The organism is uncultured Pontibacter sp., assembly GCF_947495565.1.
Classification (GTDB): domain Bacteria; phylum Bacteroidota; class Bacteroidia; order Cytophagales; family Hymenobacteraceae; genus Pontibacter.
This window is the reverse complement of sequence record NZ_CANLZM010000009.1, coordinates 133001-152009: the sequence shown is the minus strand read 5'-3', so window position 1 is coordinate 152009 and position 19009 is coordinate 133001. Positions and strand designations below refer to the sequence as shown.

Sequence of the window (19009 nt, the reverse complement as noted above, 5' to 3'; positions counted from 1 at the left end):
GAACGGTTCTATTATTATTTTAGCTTAATATAAGCTTTTTACGCTTGCTGTTCAACCCATCTTCGGATGGAGCGCAATTATTTTAAGTATAAAGCATGGAGCTGTCAGTTAATAGTCGGTCTCAATAAGTTTATTTCTCAAAGGCTCAAGCAAGCTTTTTTTTCTGCTGTAAAACAGGCTTAGCCTGGCAGTTGTATTTCTGGCAAAGTACTTGCTATTGTACTATTGGCGGCTGCACCTGCGTTTTTAATATAGAGCCGCATTATTCTCAAGAACTTATACTATGCCATACTTCAGAAAACTTACTGTTGCGCTAGGGCTTATACTTGCTCCGGTGCTGGGGCAGGTAGCTACGGCTGCTTCTGTAGCTGCAGTTCCCGTTACTGCTACTGTTACCTCCACTGCCGATACCCGTGATATTGTGCAGGAAATCATAAATGTGGTGGGGCTAAAGCCTCGCTTCGAATTGCGTGCCGCCGATATTGACAATGCCGCTGCTGTAGTGTATAACGGCAAGCGTTATATTTTGTACAGTGAGCGCTTTTTAATGGCCATCAACAACGCAGTGCATACTGACTGGGCGGGTGTAAGTATACTTGCCCATGAAATAGGGCACCACCTGAACGGCCATACCCTGAGCCGCAGCGGCAGCAACCCCGGCGATGAACTGGAGGCAGATGAGTTTTCAGGGTTTGTGCTACGAAAGATGGGCGCAAGTATGGCCGAGGCGCAAGCTGCAATCAATCTGCTGTCGGAAGAGGAAAACTCGCGCTCGCACCCTGGCAGAAGTTACCGCCTGGCTGCCATCAGCAAGGGCTGGCGCAGCGCTAACAACCAGTTACTGGCGAGTGCCAACGGGCCGCAGCCCGACCAGCGTGCTATAGAGCCTATGCGCACCAAACCTCGTATGGCGCAGCAGCAAGCACCGCGTACTACAAGTGCAGCCCAAACTGCTTCGCTCGACAGCCGCATGGTACTTTCTAAAGTGGTGTTTAGCAAAGCGCCCCGCGAGCAGTTTTACCTGACATCCCGCCTGCACCTGGTGCACCTGACAAAAGACGGCCCTAAAGTTGTAGGCCGGTTGGCTAAAACAGGCAACCCGGATTATCCTTATTATTTTGAGAGCGACTATATAAAAACGGTATTCATTTCTGATGAAGGCTTGCTTGTAAACCGCCAGGGTCAGCAAGTGGGGCATCTGTCTTAAGCCATCAACACACAAGGTAAAGGCCACACTGCTTGTTGCGGTGTGGCCTTTGTTTATGAATTTAATATATTGCAGCAGTAAGAGCTGTTAAATTCATAATACTATGAGAATCATGAAACTACCTGTGCTGCTGCTTGCTTCAGTAGCCTTTATGGCCTTTTTTACTTCCTGCGATGATCAAGGCTTTTGCCTGGAAGGAGAGGGGGATGTTGAGAGCCGGACGCTTGAGCTTGCCCGTTTCAGCGGTGTAGATGTTAGCGGAAGCACCAAAGTATATATCCGGCGCGGAAGCGAGCAGCGGGTGGAGGTGCAGGGACAGGCCAATATACTGGATCATCTGGAAACTAACGTCGAAAACGGCGTATGGGGCATTGGCTTTGACCGGTGCCTGCGCAAGCACGAAGCAGTGGAGGTTTACATCACTGTGCCTGAATTAGACAGAGCAAGTGTTGGTGGGTCTGGCCGAATAGAGCTGGAGGATGTTTTTAAAAGCCGTACCTTCCAAACCAGCGTTTCAGGCTCAGGAGATGTGCTGTTGCGCCTGGCCACTGCAGAATTAGATGCCCGCATAAGTGGCTCTGGCACAATTCGTGCAGCTGGTGTGGCAGAAAATCAGGATGTATCCATATCGGGGTCAGGCAAGTATTGGGCTTTTGATTTGACCAGCCGGGAGGCAGAAGTAAGCATCTCTGGGTCCGGCGAAGTAGAAGTAAACGCAGAAGATGAACTTGATGCCGACCTTAGCGGGAGCGGAAGAGTATACTACACAGGCAACCCAGACGTTAACTCCAGCGTCTCCGGTTCCGGAAAAGTAATAAAAAAGTAAATCAAAGTATGATGAGAAAAATAGGTAACTACACACTGCTGCTAATGCTGCTGGTTCTAGGCTTTGCCTGCAAAACCAAGAACGATGTAGAGGCTTTTAAAGAGGCAGAGTATAGCCTGGAAAGTATAAACCAAATTGAACTTAACGGCATAGACCTCCTGAAGAAGAAGCGGCCCCAGGATTTTTCATTTAACGATGCTGCCACACTTTACACCGCATTCTCTGACAATGCCCTAAATGCGGTTTCTACCATCGGCCTGAAAGTAAATTTACCTGAAGGCAGCCAAGGTAGAACCATGACTGTAACTCAACTGAAATGGCAACTGCTTGTGGATGATCAGCATACGTTAACTGGTTTGGTCAGTGAGCCGGTGGAGCTGAAAAACGGGTTAAACACCATTACCATCGCTTCTCCGTTAACGTTTGCCAGTGGGGAGGGGAGCAGTCAGCCAGACCTGAACAAGCTTTTGCGTTTGGCCACGCTTCTGAACAAGGACAGCGCTGATCGGCCTAAGGTAACGCTGCAAATAAAACCTACCATTCAGACTTCGGTAGGGCCGTTTGAGCTGCCCGCATTTATAAAAATAAAAGGATAACAGAAAGCCAGGTACACCACCTGGCTTTTGTAATTCTCCTATTTATGAAAAATATTTTGATGCGCTTGTAACTTTTAAGGATATGTTGCCGTAGTGGCACGTTCCTTGTTCTTCTTCTGTTGAGTTTTTTTAGCCAATGTGTAATAGTCAACTGATGAAGACGATGAACTACAAAGATTTAAAACAGGAAGAGCATTTTGTGGAAGCAAGCGCAATAAGATTTTACATGCGCCAGGCAGGATGGGTAAACAACGGAGAAGTAGCAAGTTATAAAACAGCCTCAGCAGCAGATGCCGACGAGGCTGAATCAACCGAAAATAAACAAGAGCCGCAGGTTCTTAGCCAGCACAACTGGATTAACTGGATAAGGTCTTTATAAAAAATACTTTAAGTATAAAAGCAGCTCCTGCTATGTTGGTTTTACTGACGCAGCAGGAGCTGCTTTTTTGTAATCATACTTTATTCTGCTTATTGCCAGGTTTTATACTTAGCACGGCTCAGTTCCAGTAGCCGCTTTCCAATCTATATCAACCTATAATGTATAACCTGGCGCAGCAGCAGCAAAATATCTCAAATTTGCCAAAACCGCTCACAAACCCTACCTTAGGCTTTTCTATACTTTATGAAGAAGATACTTGCTTTTGCGTTTATACTTGCTGCGCCCGTGTTGGGAATTGCACAGAAAAATACACCTGATGCAGCCCAGTTGCTGCGGGATGTAAAGGTACTTTCTGCCGACTCTATGCAGGGGCGGCTAAGTGGCACCGAAGGCAGCCTGATGGCGCAGGAGTATATTCTGAAGCGTTTCGATGAGATTGGCCTGAAGCCTTTTAACGGCAGCTTCAAACATCACTTTGAAATAGATTCTAAAAGGGCGCAGGTAGAGCAGGCCACCAACCTGGTTGGGTATATACCGGGCAAGTCAGGTAAAGCTATTGTTGTAACTGCGCATTACGACCATGTGGGGCAGCACGACGGCAAAATATTCAACGGTGCCGATGACAATGCTTCGGGTGTAGGGGCGTTGCTGGCTGCGGCCGCTCATTTTGTAAAGCACCCACCGAAACATACTATTATTTTTGCCGCATGGGATGGCGAGGAACTGGGGCTTCAGGGGGCAAAAGCTTTTTTAGACAACCCGCCGGTGCCTTTGCAGAACATCTTGCTCAACGTAAATATGGATATGCTGAGCATCAACGAAAAAGGAGAACTTTACGCCAGCGGCGCTTACCATTACCCGCAGCTGCAGCCTTACCTGCTGAAGGTAAAGCCCAGAACACAAGCCCGTTTACTGCTGGGCCACGACAGACCTGAGCAGGGCCAGAACGACTGGACTCGTCAGTCCGATCATTACAGGTTTCATGAGCGCGGCATACCGTATGTTTATTTCGGAGTAGAGGACCATCCGCATTACCACAAACCCACCGATGATTTCGAGAACATCAACAAAACTTTTTACCCGGATGCCGCAGCGCTTGTTATTGATTTTATAGCCCTGATGGATGCCAACCTGCAGCGTTTGCCGGCGCAAAACTTTCCCAATAAGTTAAAGCAATAGCAAAAACAGGCTGTTTTATAGTTTTGCTAAAAGACAGAAGTATATATTATACTTTGACTATTCTGATATTCCGATATTTTTATTCTGAAAGCACCATCTTTCTTACTTATAAACCGTAGAGAAGAAGAAGTTCTGAGTCCGATACTCCATGATGGGGATAGGGCTTGGCGGCAAGTATAACTGCCTTAAATAATGTTGTTAAACCTGTCTGATGATATGAACAGGAAACCATACTACTTACTCTTACTTCTTTCTCTACTCTTACTAAACCCCTGGGACGCACTGGCGCAGCAATACCGCTTTAAACGCAACAGCAAGCAGAGCAATGTGCTGGAGCGGGGCTGGGTTATACTTGTAGGCGGCGGTGTGGCCGCCGTAAGAAGCGATATCTGCGGCAGCTGGGGCTGTAATGATCTTGGGCCGAACGCAAGCGTGGGAGGGCTTTACAAGTTCTCGCCATATGTTGGCATAAGCGGCACAATAGATTATGTAAAACTGGGAGCAGTGGAAAAAGACCCTAACGCACCCTTGAACTTGGCTTTTGAGTCTGAAGTAATCGAGGTTTCCGGGTCTTTGGTGATAAACCTGCTGGACAGCTATGCCGGTTCGGGCAACTACCGCTCCAAGCGCAAACGATTTGCAGTTCCTTATTTCCGGATTGGCGTGGGAGGTTTATACTATACTGCTACCTCTTTTCCGGCAAACGGCAACCTCGACGACACTCAAAGCACCTATGATCCTGAGCAGGACTACCCTGCCTTTGCGGCTGTGGTGCCTGTGGGCGGCGGCATCCGATTTTATATTAACGATGAATTCAGTATTGCACCGGAAATTGCCTACCGCGTTACCAGCACAGATTTCCTGGATAATATAGGGCCTATTACGAGCGGCGGCGGCAGGCGGGACGAGTATGCCGTGGTAGCCGTAAAACTGCAGTACACGCCTGTTCTTAAAAATAAGCTTTTCTCTAAAAAGCCCTAATCAGAAACTATAGTTAACCCCAAAATTTCTACCGCCGTAGAGGTAAAGGCAGATGCTTAACAGGCATCTGCCTTTACTTTTTATACTTCTACCTATGAAAGCAAAAGATAAAAATAAGCTGCTTTGGTTAGCGGCAGGAGCGGGAGCGCTTGCAGTGGTTCGGGCAGTAAGCCGGAGAATGAATGCTTATGACTTTAACGGCAAAACGATACTAATAACTGGCGGAAGCCGGGGGCTGGGCCTGGTGATGGCGCGGCAGCTGGCCAAGGAAGGCGCAAGGCTTGTGCTGTGTGCCCGTGATGAGACAGAACTGGAAAACGCACGCATGGAGCTGGCCGGAAAAGGAGCCGACGTGCTGGTGCAGAAATGCGATGTAACCGACCAGCAGCAGGTAACAGACATGATAACCAATGTGCAGAACGAATTCAGCCCGATAGATGTGCTGATAAACAATGCAGGGATTATACATGCCGGTCCTGTTGCCGAGATGACGGTGCAGGAGTTTGACGAAGCCATCAAAACGCACTTCTGGGGGCCAGTTTACACCACATTGGCAGTGCTTCCGGTGATGAAGGTGCGGGGTGGGCGTATTCTGAACATCGCCTCCATAGGCGGAAAAATAAGCGTGCCGCATCTGGTGCCTTACAGCGCCAGTAAGTTTGCCTTGGTTGGACTTTCGGAAGGTTTACGCGCCGAACTGAAGAAGTATGATATATCGGTAACTACAGCTACTCCCGGCCTGATGCAGACAGGCAGCCCGCGCCATGCTAACCTAAAAGGCCACAACAAGGAAGAGTATGCCCTGTTCAAAATAATGGATTCAAACCCGATTACCTCTACCGGTGCTGAGGCGTCTGCCATGCAAATGCTGGATGCTCTGCGGCACGGCGATGCAGGCGTAACCACCACGCTGTTTGCCACAGCAGGAGAGTTGCTGCACCGCATATCACCGGCTCTAACCACAGATATTCTGGCACTTGTAAATGCTGCGCTTCCCGGTGAGGGCGGCATCGGCAAGAACAGGGCAAAAGGATATGAAAGCGAAACAAAACTCTCGCAGTCTGGGTGGACGGAGCGTACGCAAAAAGCCGCTGAGAATAACAACGAAGTATAAACTCATACTATCTGAGGTATGGCACAGGCTATACTTCAGATTTACTATCTTTAAGCTTAATAGAAAGCAGCACCCTTATGGAGATCAAAAAAAGAGAAAAGGCTTACGACGGCTATTTTAAAATATATGAACTAACAGTAGAGCAACAGGGCCATACCTTTACCCGCGAGCAGTTTGACCGTGGCGATGCCGTGGCAGCGTTGGTGTTTGATACAGAAAAGCAGCAATATATTCTCACCAGGCAGTTTCGTGTTGGCTCAGAGTCTGAGTTGATAGAAGTAGTAGCCGGCATGGTGGACAAGGGTGAGCAGCCAGAAGCAAGTATAAAGCGGGAGATTGAAGAGGAAACAGGTTATCACGTGGAAAAACTGCAGCATCTGCATACTTTTTACTCTTCACCTGGAGGCACCACAGAACGCGTCATGCTATACTATGCTGAAGTGAAGGAGCAGCGCCACACAGGTGGTGGCAATAGCCATGAGCATGAGTTTATCGAGATTTTGCACCTCACGCCCAAGCAACTGGACGCACTGGAAACGCCGGATGCCAAAACCATTATCGCGCAGCAATGGGTAAAGCTTAACCGGAAGTAGTGCCGGTTTTACTATAGACAAGTTCAGTTTTAAAGCAACTTAACATGATTTAGTAAAACAACAGCCATACTTAAAAGCTTTTAAGTATGGCTGTTACGTTAAAAAAGCCCTTAACAGAAGCAGCGGTTGTGGCTAATCTTCTACCTTCCTGAACATATCTCTGGTGTCGGCGGCTCCTTCTAAAGTCAGGTATTCTGCCTGCAAGGTTCTAATCTTGATTTTATCTGAAGTGCTGATCTGGCTCTCTAACTGCCGGCGACGTTGGTTCAGCTGCCCGTACACATGGTCTACGTAGTCCCAGTCATCCTGCGACCAATTGTTGCGCTTGGTACGCACAGTGCCTAGAAAAGTCAGGTATGCTTCGCGCAGCTGGGTTGGTTGTAGCTGCGCCAAATCATCGTACTCACGCAGCAGTTGCTCCTGCCACTGTGTTACCTGCTTTGCCTCCAACGGTTGCTGCATACGGCGCTCCTGGCGCTCCTCCCACTGGCGGTAACGGTCCTGCAGGTCTCTGTACTCAGCTTTCGATTTTTCGGAGAGGCTGTCTACGTTGCGCTCCAACTGCGCATTGCGGCGGCGCAGTTCTTCTTTTACCTGCGGCCACTCTCGCCGGATGGCCGTATCGCCTTTATCGGCTTGCCTGTTCAGCCAGCTTCTGAACTCCTCCAGCTCCTGTTCAGCAGATTCGCCTGATCGAACCACGGTGGCTGTGTCTCTATCTTCTGTGGTGTCAACCACTATTTCTTCATTGCCCTCCACCTCGCGTTGGCCGTCACAGCCCCAGAGCAATGCGGCGAAACAAAGTAAAAACGTAAATTCTAAAGTATATCCAGCCTTTTTCATCAGCATGTTTCTTACACGTGTTGTTTGATGACTAGTACGCAACTTGGCGATTCAGGATACTTAAGGCCCGGCTATGAACGGCTGGTTAAGATAAATGCCGTCGCCGAAGGCATAGTGTTTGTTTACAGTAACAGCCAGCTTGCCACGGGCGGGCACCTTGCCGAAGATTACCTCAGCGGCTGCCGCTTGCGCATGGAAATAACCCTGGTAGGCAACCAGCAACCCTCTACTATCCTCAATAGCAGGGAATTGGTTTAAAGTATAAGTATTATTGAAGAGCGTAATAACAGCTTTGTTAGATTTTGCCAGTTGCTGCACCAGTTTGGTGGCATCTTCAGAATAGCCCAACTTATTGCTCGGGCGGATGCTTGGGCCGTATAGCGCCACCAGCACCACATCATACTTTTTCAGCTGTTTCCAGAGCTTCTTAGTTTCCTTGCTGTTCGCTTTCCGCGAGATAAAAAAGTCGTCTGTATTATCGGTCAGTTGCTTTACCTGGCGCTGAAAAGCCGTCACTCTGGTAGCACCCACCGAAACCGTTGCAATAGACATACGCGGGGTTACGCGCAGCGGCAGCATCTTTTTCTTGTTGTTCAGCAACGTAATGGCGTTCTCGGCAATATTTTTATTGATGAGGTCTGCAATAGGCGGGTTCAGGTCTTCGTAAAGGTTGTCCAGCGGAACAGGTTTATACTTGTCCAGCCCCAGCCATTGCTTGGCCGCTAAAATACGCTTGCATCTTCTGTCAATTTCATCCTGTGTCAGATCTCCTTTTGCGATGGCCTCTTTTACCGCCTTAATTGCCTTGGGCACACTGTTCAGGCGTTCTAGCACATCGTTTCCCGCTATCAGGGCCTTTGCTTCTGCCTCACCGGGCTCAAAGTATTTGGTTACGCCCTTCATCACCATCGCGTCTGTAAATATCAGGCCCTTATACTTCAGTTGCTTTTTTAGGAGGCCGGTAACAATAGGTTGAGAAAGTGTAGAGGGAACATTGGTAGTAGAATCCAGCTGCGGAATGTGCATATGCGCCACCATCATGCCGCCCAAACCATGCTTGATCAGTTCCTGAAAAGGATAGAGCTCTAGAGAGTCTAGGCGGTCGCGCCCGAATGGTATCACAGGCAGGTCATAGTGAGAGTCTACATCGGTGTCGCCGTGGCCCGGAAAGTGCTTTGCCACAGCCATAATGCCTCCGTCCTGCATGCCTTGCATGTAAGCCAGGCTTTTGGTGGCTACATCATACTTATCCTCACCAAAAGACCTGTAACTGATGATCGGGTTCTTGGGGTTGTTGTTCACATCGGCTACCGGCGCAAAGTTAATGTGCATGCCCAGCCGCTTAAATTCCTGCGCCACTTCCAACCCCATGCGGTATATCAGTTCATTGTCGGCCAGCGCACCGAGCATCTGCTGCGACGGGTACTCCACCGTAGAATCCAGGCGCATGCCTACGCCCGTCTCCGCATCCATTGATATCCATAAAGGCACCTTAGAAGCCGCCTGGTACTTATTTGTAAGCCTTGCCTGCCGCACAGGCCCACCCTGAAAAAAGATGATGCCGCCTACTTTATACTTTTGGATCAGGCGCATGACATCTGCGTCATACTTCTGCCCTTTATCTGAGAAGGCTTCAATAATGATCAGTTGGGCAATGCGCTCATCAGGCGTTAGCGTGTTAAAAACGGAGTCTACCCAATAAGTGGAACTATCTTGCAGGGCGGCAATTAATGAGGAGGGGCGGTTATAAGCGGCTGTGCGCTCTACCGGAAAAAACTGCCGCTGCTCTTCCGAGTAGCTTTTCTGACGCGCGTCGGAGCCCTCACAAGAAATAAGGCAAACAGCCAGGAGGAGCAGTAACCATACTTGGTAGAGCTTGGAATATTGTGTTTTATCTATGGTTAACCTATGCATGTTAATCTGGTAACGCGCCAATTTGTACTTTCTTGCATATGGCTGGCGCCGCCAAGGCTTTGTAGAGGCCGGCTTTATACTTACGCCTGGCTCTCTCAGCGTTCTTTACGTTAGAAAGTGCTGATTAGATAAAGGGTCCAAAGGCAGTTTTTGTTCATTTTGGCTTATCTTTAAAGAAACACAGGTTGGCATATGTCATTTTTCACCCCCCGGAACCATACCCGCGCCTTAACTGAGGAAGGCCCCCACTTTGGCTACAGCTTTTTACCCGGTCTGCTGTTTGTGGCGCTTATGTGGTTAGTAAGCCTGCTCAGCTACCTTACCAGTGCCAACCTTGGTTTTCTGGGTATTATGCCCCGCAATTTCCTTGGGCTGATTGGCGTGTTTTTCGGCCCTTTGATTCATGGCGGTTTGCTACACCTGCTGTCTAATACCTTTCCGCTGGTGCTGCTGTCGGGCGTTATACTTTACATCCACCGGAACGTGGCGCTGCGGGTAATTGTGCTGGTCTACTTGCTCAGCGGCTTGCTAACCTGGCTTATCGGGCGGCAGGCATATCATATTGGAGCTAGCGGAGTGGTATACGGCTTAGCCGGCTTCCTGCTCTTTAACGGTTTCCTGAGGCAGAACCGTGGGGCAATGGCTGTGTCTTTGGCAGTGATTTTTCTGTACAGCGGACTTTTTTACGGCCTTTTTCCGGGGGAGGAGCGGGTATCCTGGGAAGGCCATGTAGCGGGACTGGTAAGTGGATTGGTGGCCGCCATCGCCTTCGGTGAAGGGGAGGCAAACCGATTGGCTAACAAACCTTTGGAGCCTAATATTGTGCAGCGGCACGTGAGCAGCACCGTGGGCCGCCATTACCAGCACATGTTCATCAACTACAGTATTCAGCCGCATAACATCAATAATACCTACACTTATACTTTGGATGCCGGTAACATTTCTGCAAAAGTTTCAACCAAGCCTCAACTTACCTCGTCTAAAGAAAGCACAAATGCTACAGCTAAAGTATGAGTGAGAAACAGAAAGATATAAAAAAGCACCACCAGCGGGTAAAAGAAGCGCAGAAGCACTTAAAGCCACATCATCAGGATAACCAGGACCAGGAGGAGGTGAAGCAAAGTAAGTGGCCGCTGATCGTGACAGCCATACTTATTGCAGGTCTGGTGGGGTCGTACTTTATATTTCCGGGTTTTCAGACGGAAATTGATAATGCTTGGGAGGTGCTTTCGAGCGGTGATAACAAGCGCATTTCGGATTGGGTGAGCCAGTTTGGTTTCTGGGGGCCGTTCTTTATTGTAGCCGCCATGATTGCCCAGATGTTTTTGCTGGTGATAAACGTGGTGGCGCTCATGCTGGTCGCTATTGTGGCCTACGGCTCGTTTTGGGGTTCTATAATTGCTATTACCGCTGTGGTGGTGGCTTCTACGCTTGGGTACTGGATTGGCAGAGGACTTGGCGAGGCGGGTATCAGCAAACTGATCGGTCAGAAATCACAGAAGAAAGTATCCGGGTTCATGGAAGAGTATGGCCTGTGGGCTATTATAATTGCCCGTATTTCCCCTTTTCTGTCAAACGATGCGGTAAGCTTTGTGGCAGGCATTGCCCGCATGGGTTATTTTCGGTTTTTGGGAGCTACGCTGGCTGGTATTGTGCCGCTAACCATCTTGCTGGCATGGCTCGGCGAAGACAACGAGCGCCTAAAGAACGGGCTTATCTGGGTGTCGGCTGTCAGCTTGGCGATTTTTATTGGCTATATAGTTTACGATAAGTATATTAAGAAATAACTTTGTAAATTTCTGTGTCATAACAATGGTGGGTTTTACCTTTAGAAGGTTAACTTATTACTATAGTTTTTGACTATATAGTTATATTGTAAATTGTAAAATTTATACAACATTGAAATTCCCGTAAAAGCAGCTTTAATCACTTTTCTGACAACATTGTAAAACCCTTCTAAAAATCCGTCGTTTAAGCGGGTTATTGTTTAGAAAATCGATGTTTCACGAAAAGGACCGCTTATGTTCAGGATTAAAGTACTCGCGGCCGTGTTCTACGTAGTTATAGCACTGGCTGAAGAATTATCCTTTTATAGGGCTGACTCTACCGCTCCAAATATCGAAAAACAGCTGCAGCAACCACCTCTTGAGTGGCCACCTCTGGAAACAGAAGATAAGTCCGCTACTAGCGCAGAAACCACCCAAAATGCCCCGACGTTTACAGTTTCTGCCTCCATATATCACCCAGAGCCAGCGCAAACCGATGCCACTCCCTATATAACCGCTGACGGCTCACGCATCAACAAAAAAAATCCTAAAAAACACCGCTGGATTGCCGTATCGCGTGATTTACACAGCAGATGGGGAGGGCAAATAGAATTCGGGGATTCGCTTTGGGTTTCTGGTATTTCCGATGAATTGGATGGCTTGTATGTAGTGCGGGATATTATGAACCGCCGGATGCGTAAAAGAATTGATATTTTAGTAGGCAAGCACGACCCGATAATGGGCCGCTGGGATAATGTTCAGATAGCCAGATTAGATTAGTGTGGCCGGTAAAGTATGAGTAACTATAGCTTTTGCCGTTCCCGATTTATCGTTATTTTGGATCTTCTGAAAACTAGAATAAAAGAGCGATGATTACACACGACGAAGCCAGAGCTATACTGGAAAGTATGACGAAAGGCGATAGCCTGCTGCGCCACGCCCGAACCGTAGAACTGGTCATGCGCGCATATGCTGATAAGTTGGGGGAGAACATAGAGCAGTGGGGGATTACCGGCCTGCTGCACGACGCCGATTACGAATCTTACCCCGACCAGCACCCAAATGTAATTGTAAACCAGCTGCGGGAGCGTGGGGAGACAGAAATAGCACATGCCATTTCAGCACACTATACTAAATGGGGCGTGCCTTACAATACGCTGCTGGACAAAGCTTTGCTGGCTTGCGATGAAATTACGGGTTTTGTAGTGGCCTGTGCACAAGTAAGGCCAACCAAGCTGCAGGGCTTGGAGGCAAAGTCAGTGATAAAGAAGCTGGGGCAAAAGAGCTTTGCAGCCTCTGTAGACAGAGAAGAAGTGAAGCTGGGTGCAGAGATGTTCGGTGTTGACCTGAAAGAGCACATCAGCTTCATAATTGAGGTACTGCAGCAGCACCAGCAGGAGTTGCAACTGCAGCCACAGCAAGCGCAGGCTTAGCATTTATAAAGTATAGAACAGCGGCAGCTACTCCTTAAAGTGGCTGCCGCTCTTTTTTTTACATTATATAGTCGCTCAAAATCTCGATTGCTTCTTTATCGTCACGGGCCTCCACCACCTCGTTTATCACAAACTGAATTTCCTGTTCGGTCCAGTTTTCCTTTTCGGCGGCTTTTACAAAAACATCAAGGGCAGCAAAGCGAGAAGCTTGGGCGGGCAAGGTGGTTTTAACTTTCTTTCGGATGCGCATGTTTAATTTTTGCCCCAATTTACGAAGACTGCGCTAAATGGTGCTGCTTTTATACTTCTCTGGCCTCTGTTATAACTCTAAAACCTGATTTTATACTTGTCTGCGCTTGCCTGAGCTTAACTCTTTTCTGCTCTGGCCGTTCAAATAGGCTATATCAGGCTAAGATCACCAAGTATGGAGAAAGAGTTATACACTTTTGATGAGCTTAAAAAGCTGGATGACCTTACCATTATGCATTATGCCATACCGGTTATTGTGCTCTCTGTGGTGGGGGAGTGGCTTTATGGTATCTATAAAAAGCGGGACACCTACCATAAAACAGAGTTTGTGTCGGCACTTACCATTGGGGCAGTCAATACTATACTTAGCGCAGTACTGAAAGTATGGCTTTTCGGAGTAGCTTTGGCTGTCTATAACATGGTGCCCTGGGCTATTCCGAGAGGTTGGTGGCTGTTCGTGATCTGCTTTGTAGCTATTGACTTCTGCCGTTACTGGGCTCACAGGGTGGCGCATGAGCAGCGGTTCTGGTGGGCAACTCACGTAACGCACCATTCTTCGGAGCGCATGAATTTCTCTGTTTCGTTCCGCACCGGCTGGACGCAGCACCTCAAATTCATCTTTTTCCTGCCTGTGCCTTTTCTGGGCATCGACCCGTTTACTTTTTTTGTATGCCATCAGGTGGCGGTGCTGTACCAGTTTTTTGTGCACACAGAGTTGGTGGCTAAGTTGCCGAAGCCAATCGAGTATGTTTTTGTAACACCCTCTCACCACCGCGTGCACCACGGCTCTAACCCTGGCTACATAGACAAAAACTACGGCTCTACCTTTATTATCTGGGACAGGATGTTTGGCACATTTGAGCCAGAGCGGGAGCAGGTAAAGTATGGATTAACCAAACCGGTGACTTCTTTTAACCCGGTTTACCTGGTTTTCCATGAGTGGGTAGATATTTGGGAGGACATGAAGCATGCGCCCTCTCTTAAAGAAAAATTTCTTATACTGTACAAGCCGCCCGGAGCCGTTATTACTGAGCATCAGCGTAAAAACCAGCAGCAGGCAGGAATGGAGCAGCCGTCCGGTGAGGCGCAAGCAGAAGGAAAATTGGCTTCAGATGCGGCAGTCTGAGCAAGAGAAAATATAAAATCACTCTTCAGAAAAAAGCAGCCAATGCAGCGCGCTTTCTTCGTCTACAAAAGACTCAAACTGTAATTCATGTTTGCAGGTTTCCTCAAACTCTAGTTTATGCTTCAGTTGCAAGGAGTTAAGCTCTATCATAGAATTCGGGTTCTCAACACGTGCCCATTTTTGGAGCGAGCAAATTTTCATGACTGGCAGGATGGTGGTGCTAAGCCAATTGGCATCTTCCATCTTCATGTAGTGCAGCGACCGCACGTCACCTAAAAAATATCTTATCTTATGCGCTTTAATGAGCTCCATTACCTCCAGCAGGTTTTGGCGCAGTTCCTTATTTTCGAAATGTTTTTTACAGACAATATGAAGTATAGATAAGGTTTGGCATACTTTGATAGTACATCTTTCATTATCTTTTAGTACAACCAGTTCCCTTTCTACTTCCATAGTACTATCTGTATCCCTTTTAATTGTACAATGCTTATTAATTACAAAAGGCACTGTAAACTAGTATTTTATAATTCGAGTACTAGTTGAATTCAGTTACAAAATATAGGTGGAGTATTCTGAAAGTACAAATTTGTATGACGAACAGTTAATTTTACTAGGTGAAAATGAATGGCCTGTAAGCCAACGTGCTGAAAGCCACTAAAACAAAAAAGCATGGTGAAGACCATGCTTTTTTGTTTTAGTGGCTTTCCTGGTGCAAAGGACTTTGCTGTTTTGCATTTGGATTGCTTTGGGCCTCGCGCGGCACGCCCATTTTCTCCTCGCGCCTTTGCTGGTACTGCTGAAACTGAAGAGGCGTCAGCACATCCTTTAGCTGGGAGAGGCGCGTCTGGCTGATAACATCCATGTGCTGCACCATCTTTCTGGGGTTGTTTTTATACTTAACCTTGGCTTTTTCTGCCTGCTGCAGGCTTGTTAGGTTAATGGTGTATACCTTCTGGGTTTGCTGCGGCGAAAGGCGCAGGTTTTTAGTGAAACCAGCCGTAATGGCCTCGGCGCGTTGTTCAAGGGAAGCAGGCTCAGCTTGCGCGGCTTTAGCTTGTGGCTGCTTGGCTTGTACCTGCGCAACAGCGGCAGAGCCGGCAAGGGCAAAAGCTAAGGCAAAGATTATTTTCTTCATGTAGTGCGGTTTTATCTCCAATTTGATCTAGGCAATTTTCGTTCCGTTTCTGCAAGTATAGAAAACAGCATTTTACCGGCTATAGTTCGGTTAGCTCTCGTTGTAAAAATATACTTTATAAAAATGCATTCCGCGCTCCTGGTCAAAGCCGCGCTCTACATACTGCTCGCTTTGTTCTGGGTTATAGCCGCTAAACTTGATTTCTATCTGCGTGTCCAGTTTAATAAAGTTTCGAAACTTGCGCTTCATGTTGCGTACTGTGTTTTTGTTGATCGTGAAATCGTTAAAGCCTTCAATATCACGTTCCTCGGCAAAAGTCTGGCTATAGTTTTTAAAGCGCTCTTTTGTCTCAGGCTCGTCAATCACGCTGCTGGTAAACTCCTCCAGGTCAAATGTTTCGCTTTTAGAAAAGTAATCTACGGAGCGGCTGATAAAGTCTACCTGCGCTTTTTTGCTCTCTGTTCTGGCGAATACCTCTTCCGAAAAATCCTTGCACAGGTTCAGAACGGCTTTGGTGCTGTAGTTTGTGTCCTGCAGCTCGGTCACGTTCAGGAAATCCTCCTTCCAAAACACGGCGTCGTAGCTGTTGGCGTCCACTAGCTTCACCCGATAACCGTCATCAGCTTTTGTGTTAAAAATCATGCAGCCTTTGTCCACGCCCTTCAGGTTCACGCCAAAATGGTAATTTACGTTCAGGTCGTCCTCCTCATCCTGAAAGGTCAGGAATGTATCCTTGTTCTCAGATTTAAAGATGCCGATAGCCTCCACCACTTCGTCTTCCATCACACAACCATCAAAATGAACCACGTATAGCTCGCCGCTTTTCACTTTTGGATGGTCAGACTGCTCGTAAAGATGGTTTAGGATATGTACCGAATATTCTAAGAAGTTATGTGGTTCGTTAAATATGAGCGCAGAATAGGCAAATATTTCGTTCAGAGCCAGGTCCGAGGTGTGGGTGAAGCGGAAAAACTCTTCCTGTTTAAATGGAGAAACAAAGTAGTTTACCAGCAGGTCATATAGCTGCTCGTCGTGCAGGTCCACCAGCTCCTTAGAGGCAATCACGCCTTCTTCCTTTGATTTGTTACCCACTCTGTGCACGGCCAGTCGTTTCAGGCGCACCTGCGTTCTGTCTTTCATCTCTGTTTCAGCTTCGGTTTACAGGAGGCAAAGCTAAGCAATTACCTGCTTTTTGCCGCCGCTCCGCTTATATTAGCCTCAGTAAAATTAAGTGGTTAGGTTACTCCGTAAGTATAGATTATTGCTAAATTTAAATTTTATAGTATTGATTATTAAATAGTTGTGTGTTGGGTGATATACTTTATAAAAAAATAGTTCCTTTTCTGGCACGGTTCTTTCATTCATCCAATTCGAGCGGGCCAGCTTATCGGAAAAGAATGAAGAGATTTAACTGTTACTACCATGAAAAAGATATTTTTACTTATAGCTGTGGCATTAGGGTTGGCAGCAGCCAGTGCAGAGGCCCAGCAACAGCCTGTTCGCTATAACAAACAATCTACCTATAATAATACGTCCAACCAGTTGCGCTTCGGTATCAGAGCCGGTCTTAACTTGGCAGATTGGGAGGGCGAAACAATGCAAAGCGTGCAAGACCTTGTGGATATGTCGGGAGGGTATGCCGGCCGCGAGATGCGCACAGGGTTTCATGTGGGTACTTACCTGAGCATACCAGTGGCACCGGGTTTCGAGATTGAGCCGGGGCTGCAGTATTCTCAGAAAGGAATGGTACTGAGAGGCAAAGTTCCGATGGAGCAGTATGATTTTGTGAACGCCAACGTTACCCTGACCAACAAAGCTGAATACCTGGACCTGCCCGTGCTGGCAAAAGTATATGTAGGAGAGGGATTTCATATTTACGCGGGGCCGCAGGTGTCTTACCTGCTATCCAATAAAGTATCTGCAGAGGCAGGAGCCTTTGGTTTTAAGGCACTTAACCAGGAGTGGGACATGAAGAGTGGTTTCAGGGAGGTAGATGTGGCCGTTACAGGTGGTTTGGGATACAGGTTCGCCAGTGGCTTTAACGTCAGTGCAGGTTACGATTACGGCCTCAGTTCCATAGACAGTAACAACAGCTTCGACACCTTTAACCGTGTTATAAAAGCGTCTGTAGGCTATACGTTTTAAAAGATAAAGTTTAGTGTTTGGTGATTTACACAAGGCCCACTGCAGTTGCGGTGGGCTTTTTTTGTTAATGATGTAAGCCGCTTAAAATCTTAGATTCCATAGAAGAGAATTATCATACAAAGTTATACTTACAGCCGGAGCTGTAGTATGAAGTATTGTTTAAACCTCTGGCAGGAATCCTAAATAGCTAATTTTGGAACAATAGCTTTTGAAACCAGTAATGTAGAGTTGTACTTAGAATAAGATTATGAAAAAGATAAACCTACTACTGCTTATCATCTTATTTTTAGCCTGGCACGTGCAGGCGCAGCAGGTGCCCGCTTCGCTTAATGCTACGCTAGACGATTATAAGTATCCTTTCGAGGTAAAGTATTTTGATGCTGAAGTAGAAGGGCAGAAGTATAAAATGGCTTACATGGACGTGCCGCCGGCAAAGCAAGTGCAAAACCCGCCTGTAGTTCTGCTCTTGCATGGTAAAAACTTTATAGGTGCCTATTGGGGCCAGACAATCAAGTTTCTGACGGAGAACGGCTTTCGGGTAATTGTACCAGACCAGATTGGGTTTGGTAAATCTGTTAAGCCTGAAATTAACTATACTTTTCACCAGCTGGCGCAAAACACGCATCAGTTGCTGCAGCAGGCCGGGGTTAAGCAGGTTATGGTGGTCGGGCATTCTATGGGAGGCATGCTGGCCACGCGGTTCACGCTCATGTACCCTGACATGACTGCCAAGTTGGTGTTAGAAAATCCGATTGGTTTGGAGGATTACCGTTTGTTTGTACCTTACAAAAACCTGCAGCAGCTCCATCAATCGGAGCTGAAACAGACTGCTGAAGGTATACGCAAGTACCACCAGACCTACTATACCGCCTGGAAGCCTGATTACTCGGAGTGGGTAGAGGTGTCCGCTGCTCAGATCAATCACCCGGATTACCCTAAAGTAGCTAAAGTATCAGCCTTAACTTATAGTATGATTTACCAGCAGCCGGTGGTGTATGAGTTCGACCGCATTCAGGTGCCCACCCTACTGGTAATAGGGCAGGAGGACCGTACAATTGTAGGGAAAGGCTATATTGAAGACAAGCAAAAGCTGCAGGAGCACGGGCAGTACCCGCAATTGGGGCAGCGTACGGCTAAAGCCATACCTGGCGCTAAACTAGTGGAACTGAAAAATGTGGGCCATATTCCGCATTTGGAGGCTACCAAGCAGTTTCATGAGGAGCTGCTGAAGTTTTTAAAGCAGTAGCGCTTTAATGATGGTGATGATGGTCGTGGTCATCGGGTTTGCTGTTGTAGTTGGCGATGGTGCCGAGGGTAAAAAAGACAATCCAACAAATATAAAGCGCGTTAAAGTTTTCCACGGTCTTGCCTAAAAACAACAGGATCAGGTTGGCAACAATAGTCATGACCAAGCCGGTAGTTGCCACAAACTGATAGGAGTTCATCTCCCGGGGATCATAAATTTTAGATAGCTTCATGCGCTGTACTTAATAGTTATTTTCTTCCTAACGCTTTATAAGCAA

General features: G+C 47.4%; 22 protein-coding genes. 15 read left to right on the top strand and 7 right to left on the bottom strand.

The genetic code is table 11. The features are described from left to right. Positions 1–283: 283 nt before the first annotated feature. The 8 genes from Q1B04_RS12830 (at position 284) to Q1B04_RS12795 (ending at position 6875) form a co-directional block, all read left to right on the top strand. On the top strand, positions 284–1207 hold the full coding sequence (locus Q1B04_RS12830; protein ID WP_299759330.1) for a membrane-binding protein: 924 nt from the start codon (positions 284–286) through the stop codon (positions 1205–1207). A 103-nt stretch (positions 1208–1310) separates the two neighbouring features. Then, positions 1311–2033, top strand: a complete 723-nt coding sequence (locus Q1B04_RS12825; protein ID WP_299759328.1) for a head GIN domain-containing protein — start codon at positions 1311–1313, stop codon at positions 2031–2033. An 8-nt stretch (positions 2034–2041) separates the two neighbouring features. Then, positions 2042–2629 (top strand): hypothetical protein, encoded by a 588-nt coding sequence (locus tag Q1B04_RS12820; protein ID WP_299759326.1) that lies wholly within the window; start codon positions 2042–2044, stop codon positions 2627–2629. A 136-nt stretch (positions 2630–2765) separates the two neighbouring features. Further along, a complete protein-coding gene (locus Q1B04_RS12815; protein WP_299759324.1) occupies positions 2766–3008 on the top strand; it encodes a hypothetical protein in 243 nt (80 codons plus the stop codon). A 243-nt stretch (positions 3009–3251) separates the two neighbouring features. Then, positions 3252–4187, top strand: a complete 936-nt coding sequence (locus Q1B04_RS12810) for a M20/M25/M40 family metallo-hydrolase (RefSeq protein WP_299759322.1) — start codon at positions 3252–3254, stop codon at positions 4185–4187. A gap of 216 nt (positions 4188–4403) precedes the next feature. Further along, positions 4404–5168, top strand: coding sequence for a thrombospondin type 3 repeat-containing protein (locus Q1B04_RS12805; protein ID WP_299759320.1), 765 nt, complete (start codon positions 4404–4406; stop codon positions 5166–5168). A gap of 94 nt (positions 5169–5262) precedes the next feature. Beyond that, a complete protein-coding gene (locus tag Q1B04_RS12800) occupies positions 5263–6282 on the top strand; it encodes an SDR family oxidoreductase (protein WP_299759318.1) in 1020 nt (339 codons plus the stop codon). Positions 6283–6359: 77 nt separating this feature from the next. Further along, a complete protein-coding gene (locus tag Q1B04_RS12795) occupies positions 6360–6875 on the top strand; it encodes an NUDIX hydrolase (protein WP_299759316.1) in 516 nt (171 codons plus the stop codon). Between the two features lie 132 nt (positions 6876–7007). On the opposite strand, the gene Q1B04_RS12790 is transcribed toward Q1B04_RS12795, so the two are convergent. Together Q1B04_RS12790 and Q1B04_RS12785 are read right to left on the bottom strand one after the other, a co-directional pair. Continuing rightward, entirely contained in the window at positions 7008–7718 is a 711-nt protein-coding gene (locus tag Q1B04_RS12790; RefSeq protein WP_299759314.1) for a DUF6565 domain-containing protein, read from the bottom strand. Between the two features lie 60 nt (positions 7719–7778). After that, positions 7779–9632 carry a glycoside hydrolase family 3 N-terminal domain-containing protein gene (locus tag Q1B04_RS12785; protein WP_299759312.1) on the bottom strand — a complete coding sequence of 618 codons (1854 nt, stop codon included), beginning with the start codon at positions 9630–9632 and terminating at the stop codon, positions 7779–7781. A 192-nt stretch (positions 9633–9824) separates the two neighbouring features. On the opposite strand from Q1B04_RS12785, the gene Q1B04_RS12780 reads away from it, so the two are divergent. The 4 genes from Q1B04_RS12780 to Q1B04_RS12765 all read left to right on the top strand — a co-directional run bounded on the left by Q1B04_RS12780 (position 9825) and on the right by Q1B04_RS12765 (position 12831). Then, positions 9825–10646, top strand: a complete 822-nt coding sequence (locus Q1B04_RS12780) for a rhomboid family intramembrane serine protease (RefSeq protein ID WP_299759310.1) — start codon at positions 9825–9827, stop codon at positions 10644–10646. Continuing rightward, on the top strand, positions 10643–11419 hold the full coding sequence (locus tag Q1B04_RS12775; protein ID WP_299759308.1) for a TVP38/TMEM64 family protein: 777 nt from the start codon (positions 10643–10645) through the stop codon (positions 11417–11419). The genes Q1B04_RS12780 and Q1B04_RS12775 overlap by 4 nt, the downstream gene beginning before the upstream one ends. A gap of 234 nt (positions 11420–11653) precedes the next feature. Continuing rightward, entirely contained in the window at positions 11654–12178 is a 525-nt protein-coding gene (locus tag Q1B04_RS12770) for a hypothetical protein (protein ID WP_299759285.1), read from the top strand. 89 nt (positions 12179–12267) lie between these two features. Next, positions 12268–12831 (top strand): HD domain-containing protein, encoded by a 564-nt coding sequence (locus Q1B04_RS12765; protein ID WP_299759283.1) that lies wholly within the window; start codon positions 12268–12270, stop codon positions 12829–12831. A gap of 58 nt (positions 12832–12889) precedes the next feature. Here Q1B04_RS12765 and Q1B04_RS12760 read toward each other — a convergent pair whose 3' ends face one another. Beyond that, complete coding sequence (locus tag Q1B04_RS12760; protein ID WP_299759281.1) at positions 12890–13081, bottom strand: hypothetical protein; 192 nt, start codon at positions 13079–13081, stop codon at positions 12890–12892. Between the two features lie 174 nt (positions 13082–13255). Between Q1B04_RS12760 and Q1B04_RS12755 the strand changes: the two genes are divergently transcribed. Then, positions 13256–14206 (top strand): sterol desaturase family protein, encoded by a 951-nt coding sequence (locus Q1B04_RS12755; protein ID WP_299759279.1) that lies wholly within the window; start codon positions 13256–13258, stop codon positions 14204–14206. Positions 14207–14224: 18 nt separating this feature from the next. Here the strand turns inward: Q1B04_RS12755 and Q1B04_RS12750 are convergent, their stop codons facing one another. From Q1B04_RS12750 to Q1B04_RS12740, 3 genes are all read right to left on the bottom strand, one after another. After that, on the bottom strand, positions 14225–14659 hold the full coding sequence (locus tag Q1B04_RS12750; protein ID WP_299759277.1) for a hypothetical protein: 435 nt from the start codon (positions 14657–14659) through the stop codon (positions 14225–14227). Between the two features lie 241 nt (positions 14660–14900). After that, positions 14901–15341, bottom strand: coding sequence for a hypothetical protein (locus Q1B04_RS12745; RefSeq protein ID WP_299759275.1), 441 nt, complete (start codon positions 15339–15341; stop codon positions 14901–14903). A 90-nt stretch (positions 15342–15431) separates the two neighbouring features. Next, positions 15432–16481, bottom strand: coding sequence for a nucleoid-associated protein (locus Q1B04_RS12740; protein WP_299759273.1), 1050 nt, complete (start codon positions 16479–16481; stop codon positions 15432–15434). Positions 16482–16763: 282 nt separating this feature from the next. Between Q1B04_RS12740 and Q1B04_RS12735 the strand changes: the two genes are divergently transcribed. After that, positions 16764–17486, top strand: a complete 723-nt coding sequence (locus tag Q1B04_RS12735) for a porin family protein (RefSeq protein ID WP_299759271.1) — start codon at positions 16764–16766, stop codon at positions 17484–17486. Positions 17487–17733: 247 nt separating this feature from the next. Then, positions 17734–18732 (top strand): alpha/beta hydrolase, encoded by a 999-nt coding sequence (locus Q1B04_RS12730; protein ID WP_299759269.1) that lies wholly within the window; start codon positions 17734–17736, stop codon positions 18730–18732. A 4-nt stretch (positions 18733–18736) separates the two neighbouring features. Here the strand turns inward: Q1B04_RS12730 and Q1B04_RS12725 are convergent, their stop codons facing one another. Continuing rightward, positions 18737–18964: a hypothetical protein gene (locus tag Q1B04_RS12725; protein WP_299759267.1), complete on the bottom strand. Its 228-nt coding sequence runs from the start codon at positions 18962–18964 to the stop codon at positions 18737–18739. Positions 18965–19009: the final 45 nt, after the last annotated feature.

Bases quoted from the DNA above. Each gene is read 5' to 3' on its own strand.
- Q1B04_RS12830 (WP_299759330.1), top strand. From the start codon at position 284: ATGCCATACTTCAGAAAACTTACTGTTGCGCTAGGGCTTATACTTGCT.
- Q1B04_RS12825 (WP_299759328.1), top strand. From the start codon at position 1,311: ATGAGAATCATGAAACTACCTGTGCTGCTGCTTGCTTCAGTAGCCTTT.
- Q1B04_RS12820 (WP_299759326.1), top strand. From the start codon at position 2,042: ATGATGAGAAAAATAGGTAACTACACACTGCTGCTAATGCTGCTGGTT.
- Q1B04_RS12815 (WP_299759324.1), top strand. From the start codon at position 2,766: ATGTGTAATAGTCAACTGATGAAGACGATGAACTACAAAGATTTAAAA.
- Q1B04_RS12810 (WP_299759322.1), top strand. From the start codon at position 3,252: ATGAAGAAGATACTTGCTTTTGCGTTTATACTTGCTGCGCCCGTGTTG.
- Q1B04_RS12805 (WP_299759320.1), top strand. From the start codon at position 4,404: ATGAACAGGAAACCATACTACTTACTCTTACTTCTTTCTCTACTCTTA.
- Q1B04_RS12800 (WP_299759318.1), top strand. From the start codon at position 5,263: ATGAAAGCAAAAGATAAAAATAAGCTGCTTTGGTTAGCGGCAGGAGCG.
- Q1B04_RS12795 (WP_299759316.1), top strand. From the start codon at position 6,360: ATGGAGATCAAAAAAAGAGAAAAGGCTTACGACGGCTATTTTAAAATA.
- Q1B04_RS12790 (WP_299759314.1), bottom strand. From the start codon at position 7,718: ATGAAAAAGGCTGGATATACTTTAGAATTTACGTTTTTACTTTGTTTC.
- Q1B04_RS12785 (WP_299759312.1), bottom strand. From the start codon at position 9,632: ATGCATAGGTTAACCATAGATAAAACACAATATTCCAAGCTCTACCAA.
- Q1B04_RS12780 (WP_299759310.1), top strand. From the start codon at position 9,825: ATGTCATTTTTCACCCCCCGGAACCATACCCGCGCCTTAACTGAGGAA.
- Q1B04_RS12775 (WP_299759308.1), top strand. From the start codon at position 10,643: ATGAGTGAGAAACAGAAAGATATAAAAAAGCACCACCAGCGGGTAAAA.
- Q1B04_RS12770 (WP_299759285.1), top strand. From the start codon at position 11,654: ATGTTCAGGATTAAAGTACTCGCGGCCGTGTTCTACGTAGTTATAGCA.
- Q1B04_RS12765 (WP_299759283.1), top strand. From the start codon at position 12,268: ATGATTACACACGACGAAGCCAGAGCTATACTGGAAAGTATGACGAAA.
- Q1B04_RS12760 (WP_299759281.1), bottom strand. From the start codon at position 13,081: ATGCGCATCCGAAAGAAAGTTAAAACCACCTTGCCCGCCCAAGCTTCT.
- Q1B04_RS12755 (WP_299759279.1), top strand. From the start codon at position 13,256: ATGGAGAAAGAGTTATACACTTTTGATGAGCTTAAAAAGCTGGATGAC.
- Q1B04_RS12750 (WP_299759277.1), bottom strand. From the start codon at position 14,659: ATGGAAGTAGAAAGGGAACTGGTTGTACTAAAAGATAATGAAAGATGT.
- Q1B04_RS12745 (WP_299759275.1), bottom strand. From the start codon at position 15,341: ATGAAGAAAATAATCTTTGCCTTAGCTTTTGCCCTTGCCGGCTCTGCC.
- Q1B04_RS12740 (WP_299759273.1), bottom strand. From the start codon at position 16,481: ATGAAAGACAGAACGCAGGTGCGCCTGAAACGACTGGCCGTGCACAGA.
- Q1B04_RS12735 (WP_299759271.1), top strand. From the start codon at position 16,764: ATGAAAAAGATATTTTTACTTATAGCTGTGGCATTAGGGTTGGCAGCA.
- Q1B04_RS12730 (WP_299759269.1), top strand. From the start codon at position 17,734: ATGAAAAAGATAAACCTACTACTGCTTATCATCTTATTTTTAGCCTGG.
- Q1B04_RS12725 (WP_299759267.1), bottom strand. From the start codon at position 18,964: ATGAAGCTATCTAAAATTTATGATCCCCGGGAGATGAACTCCTATCAG.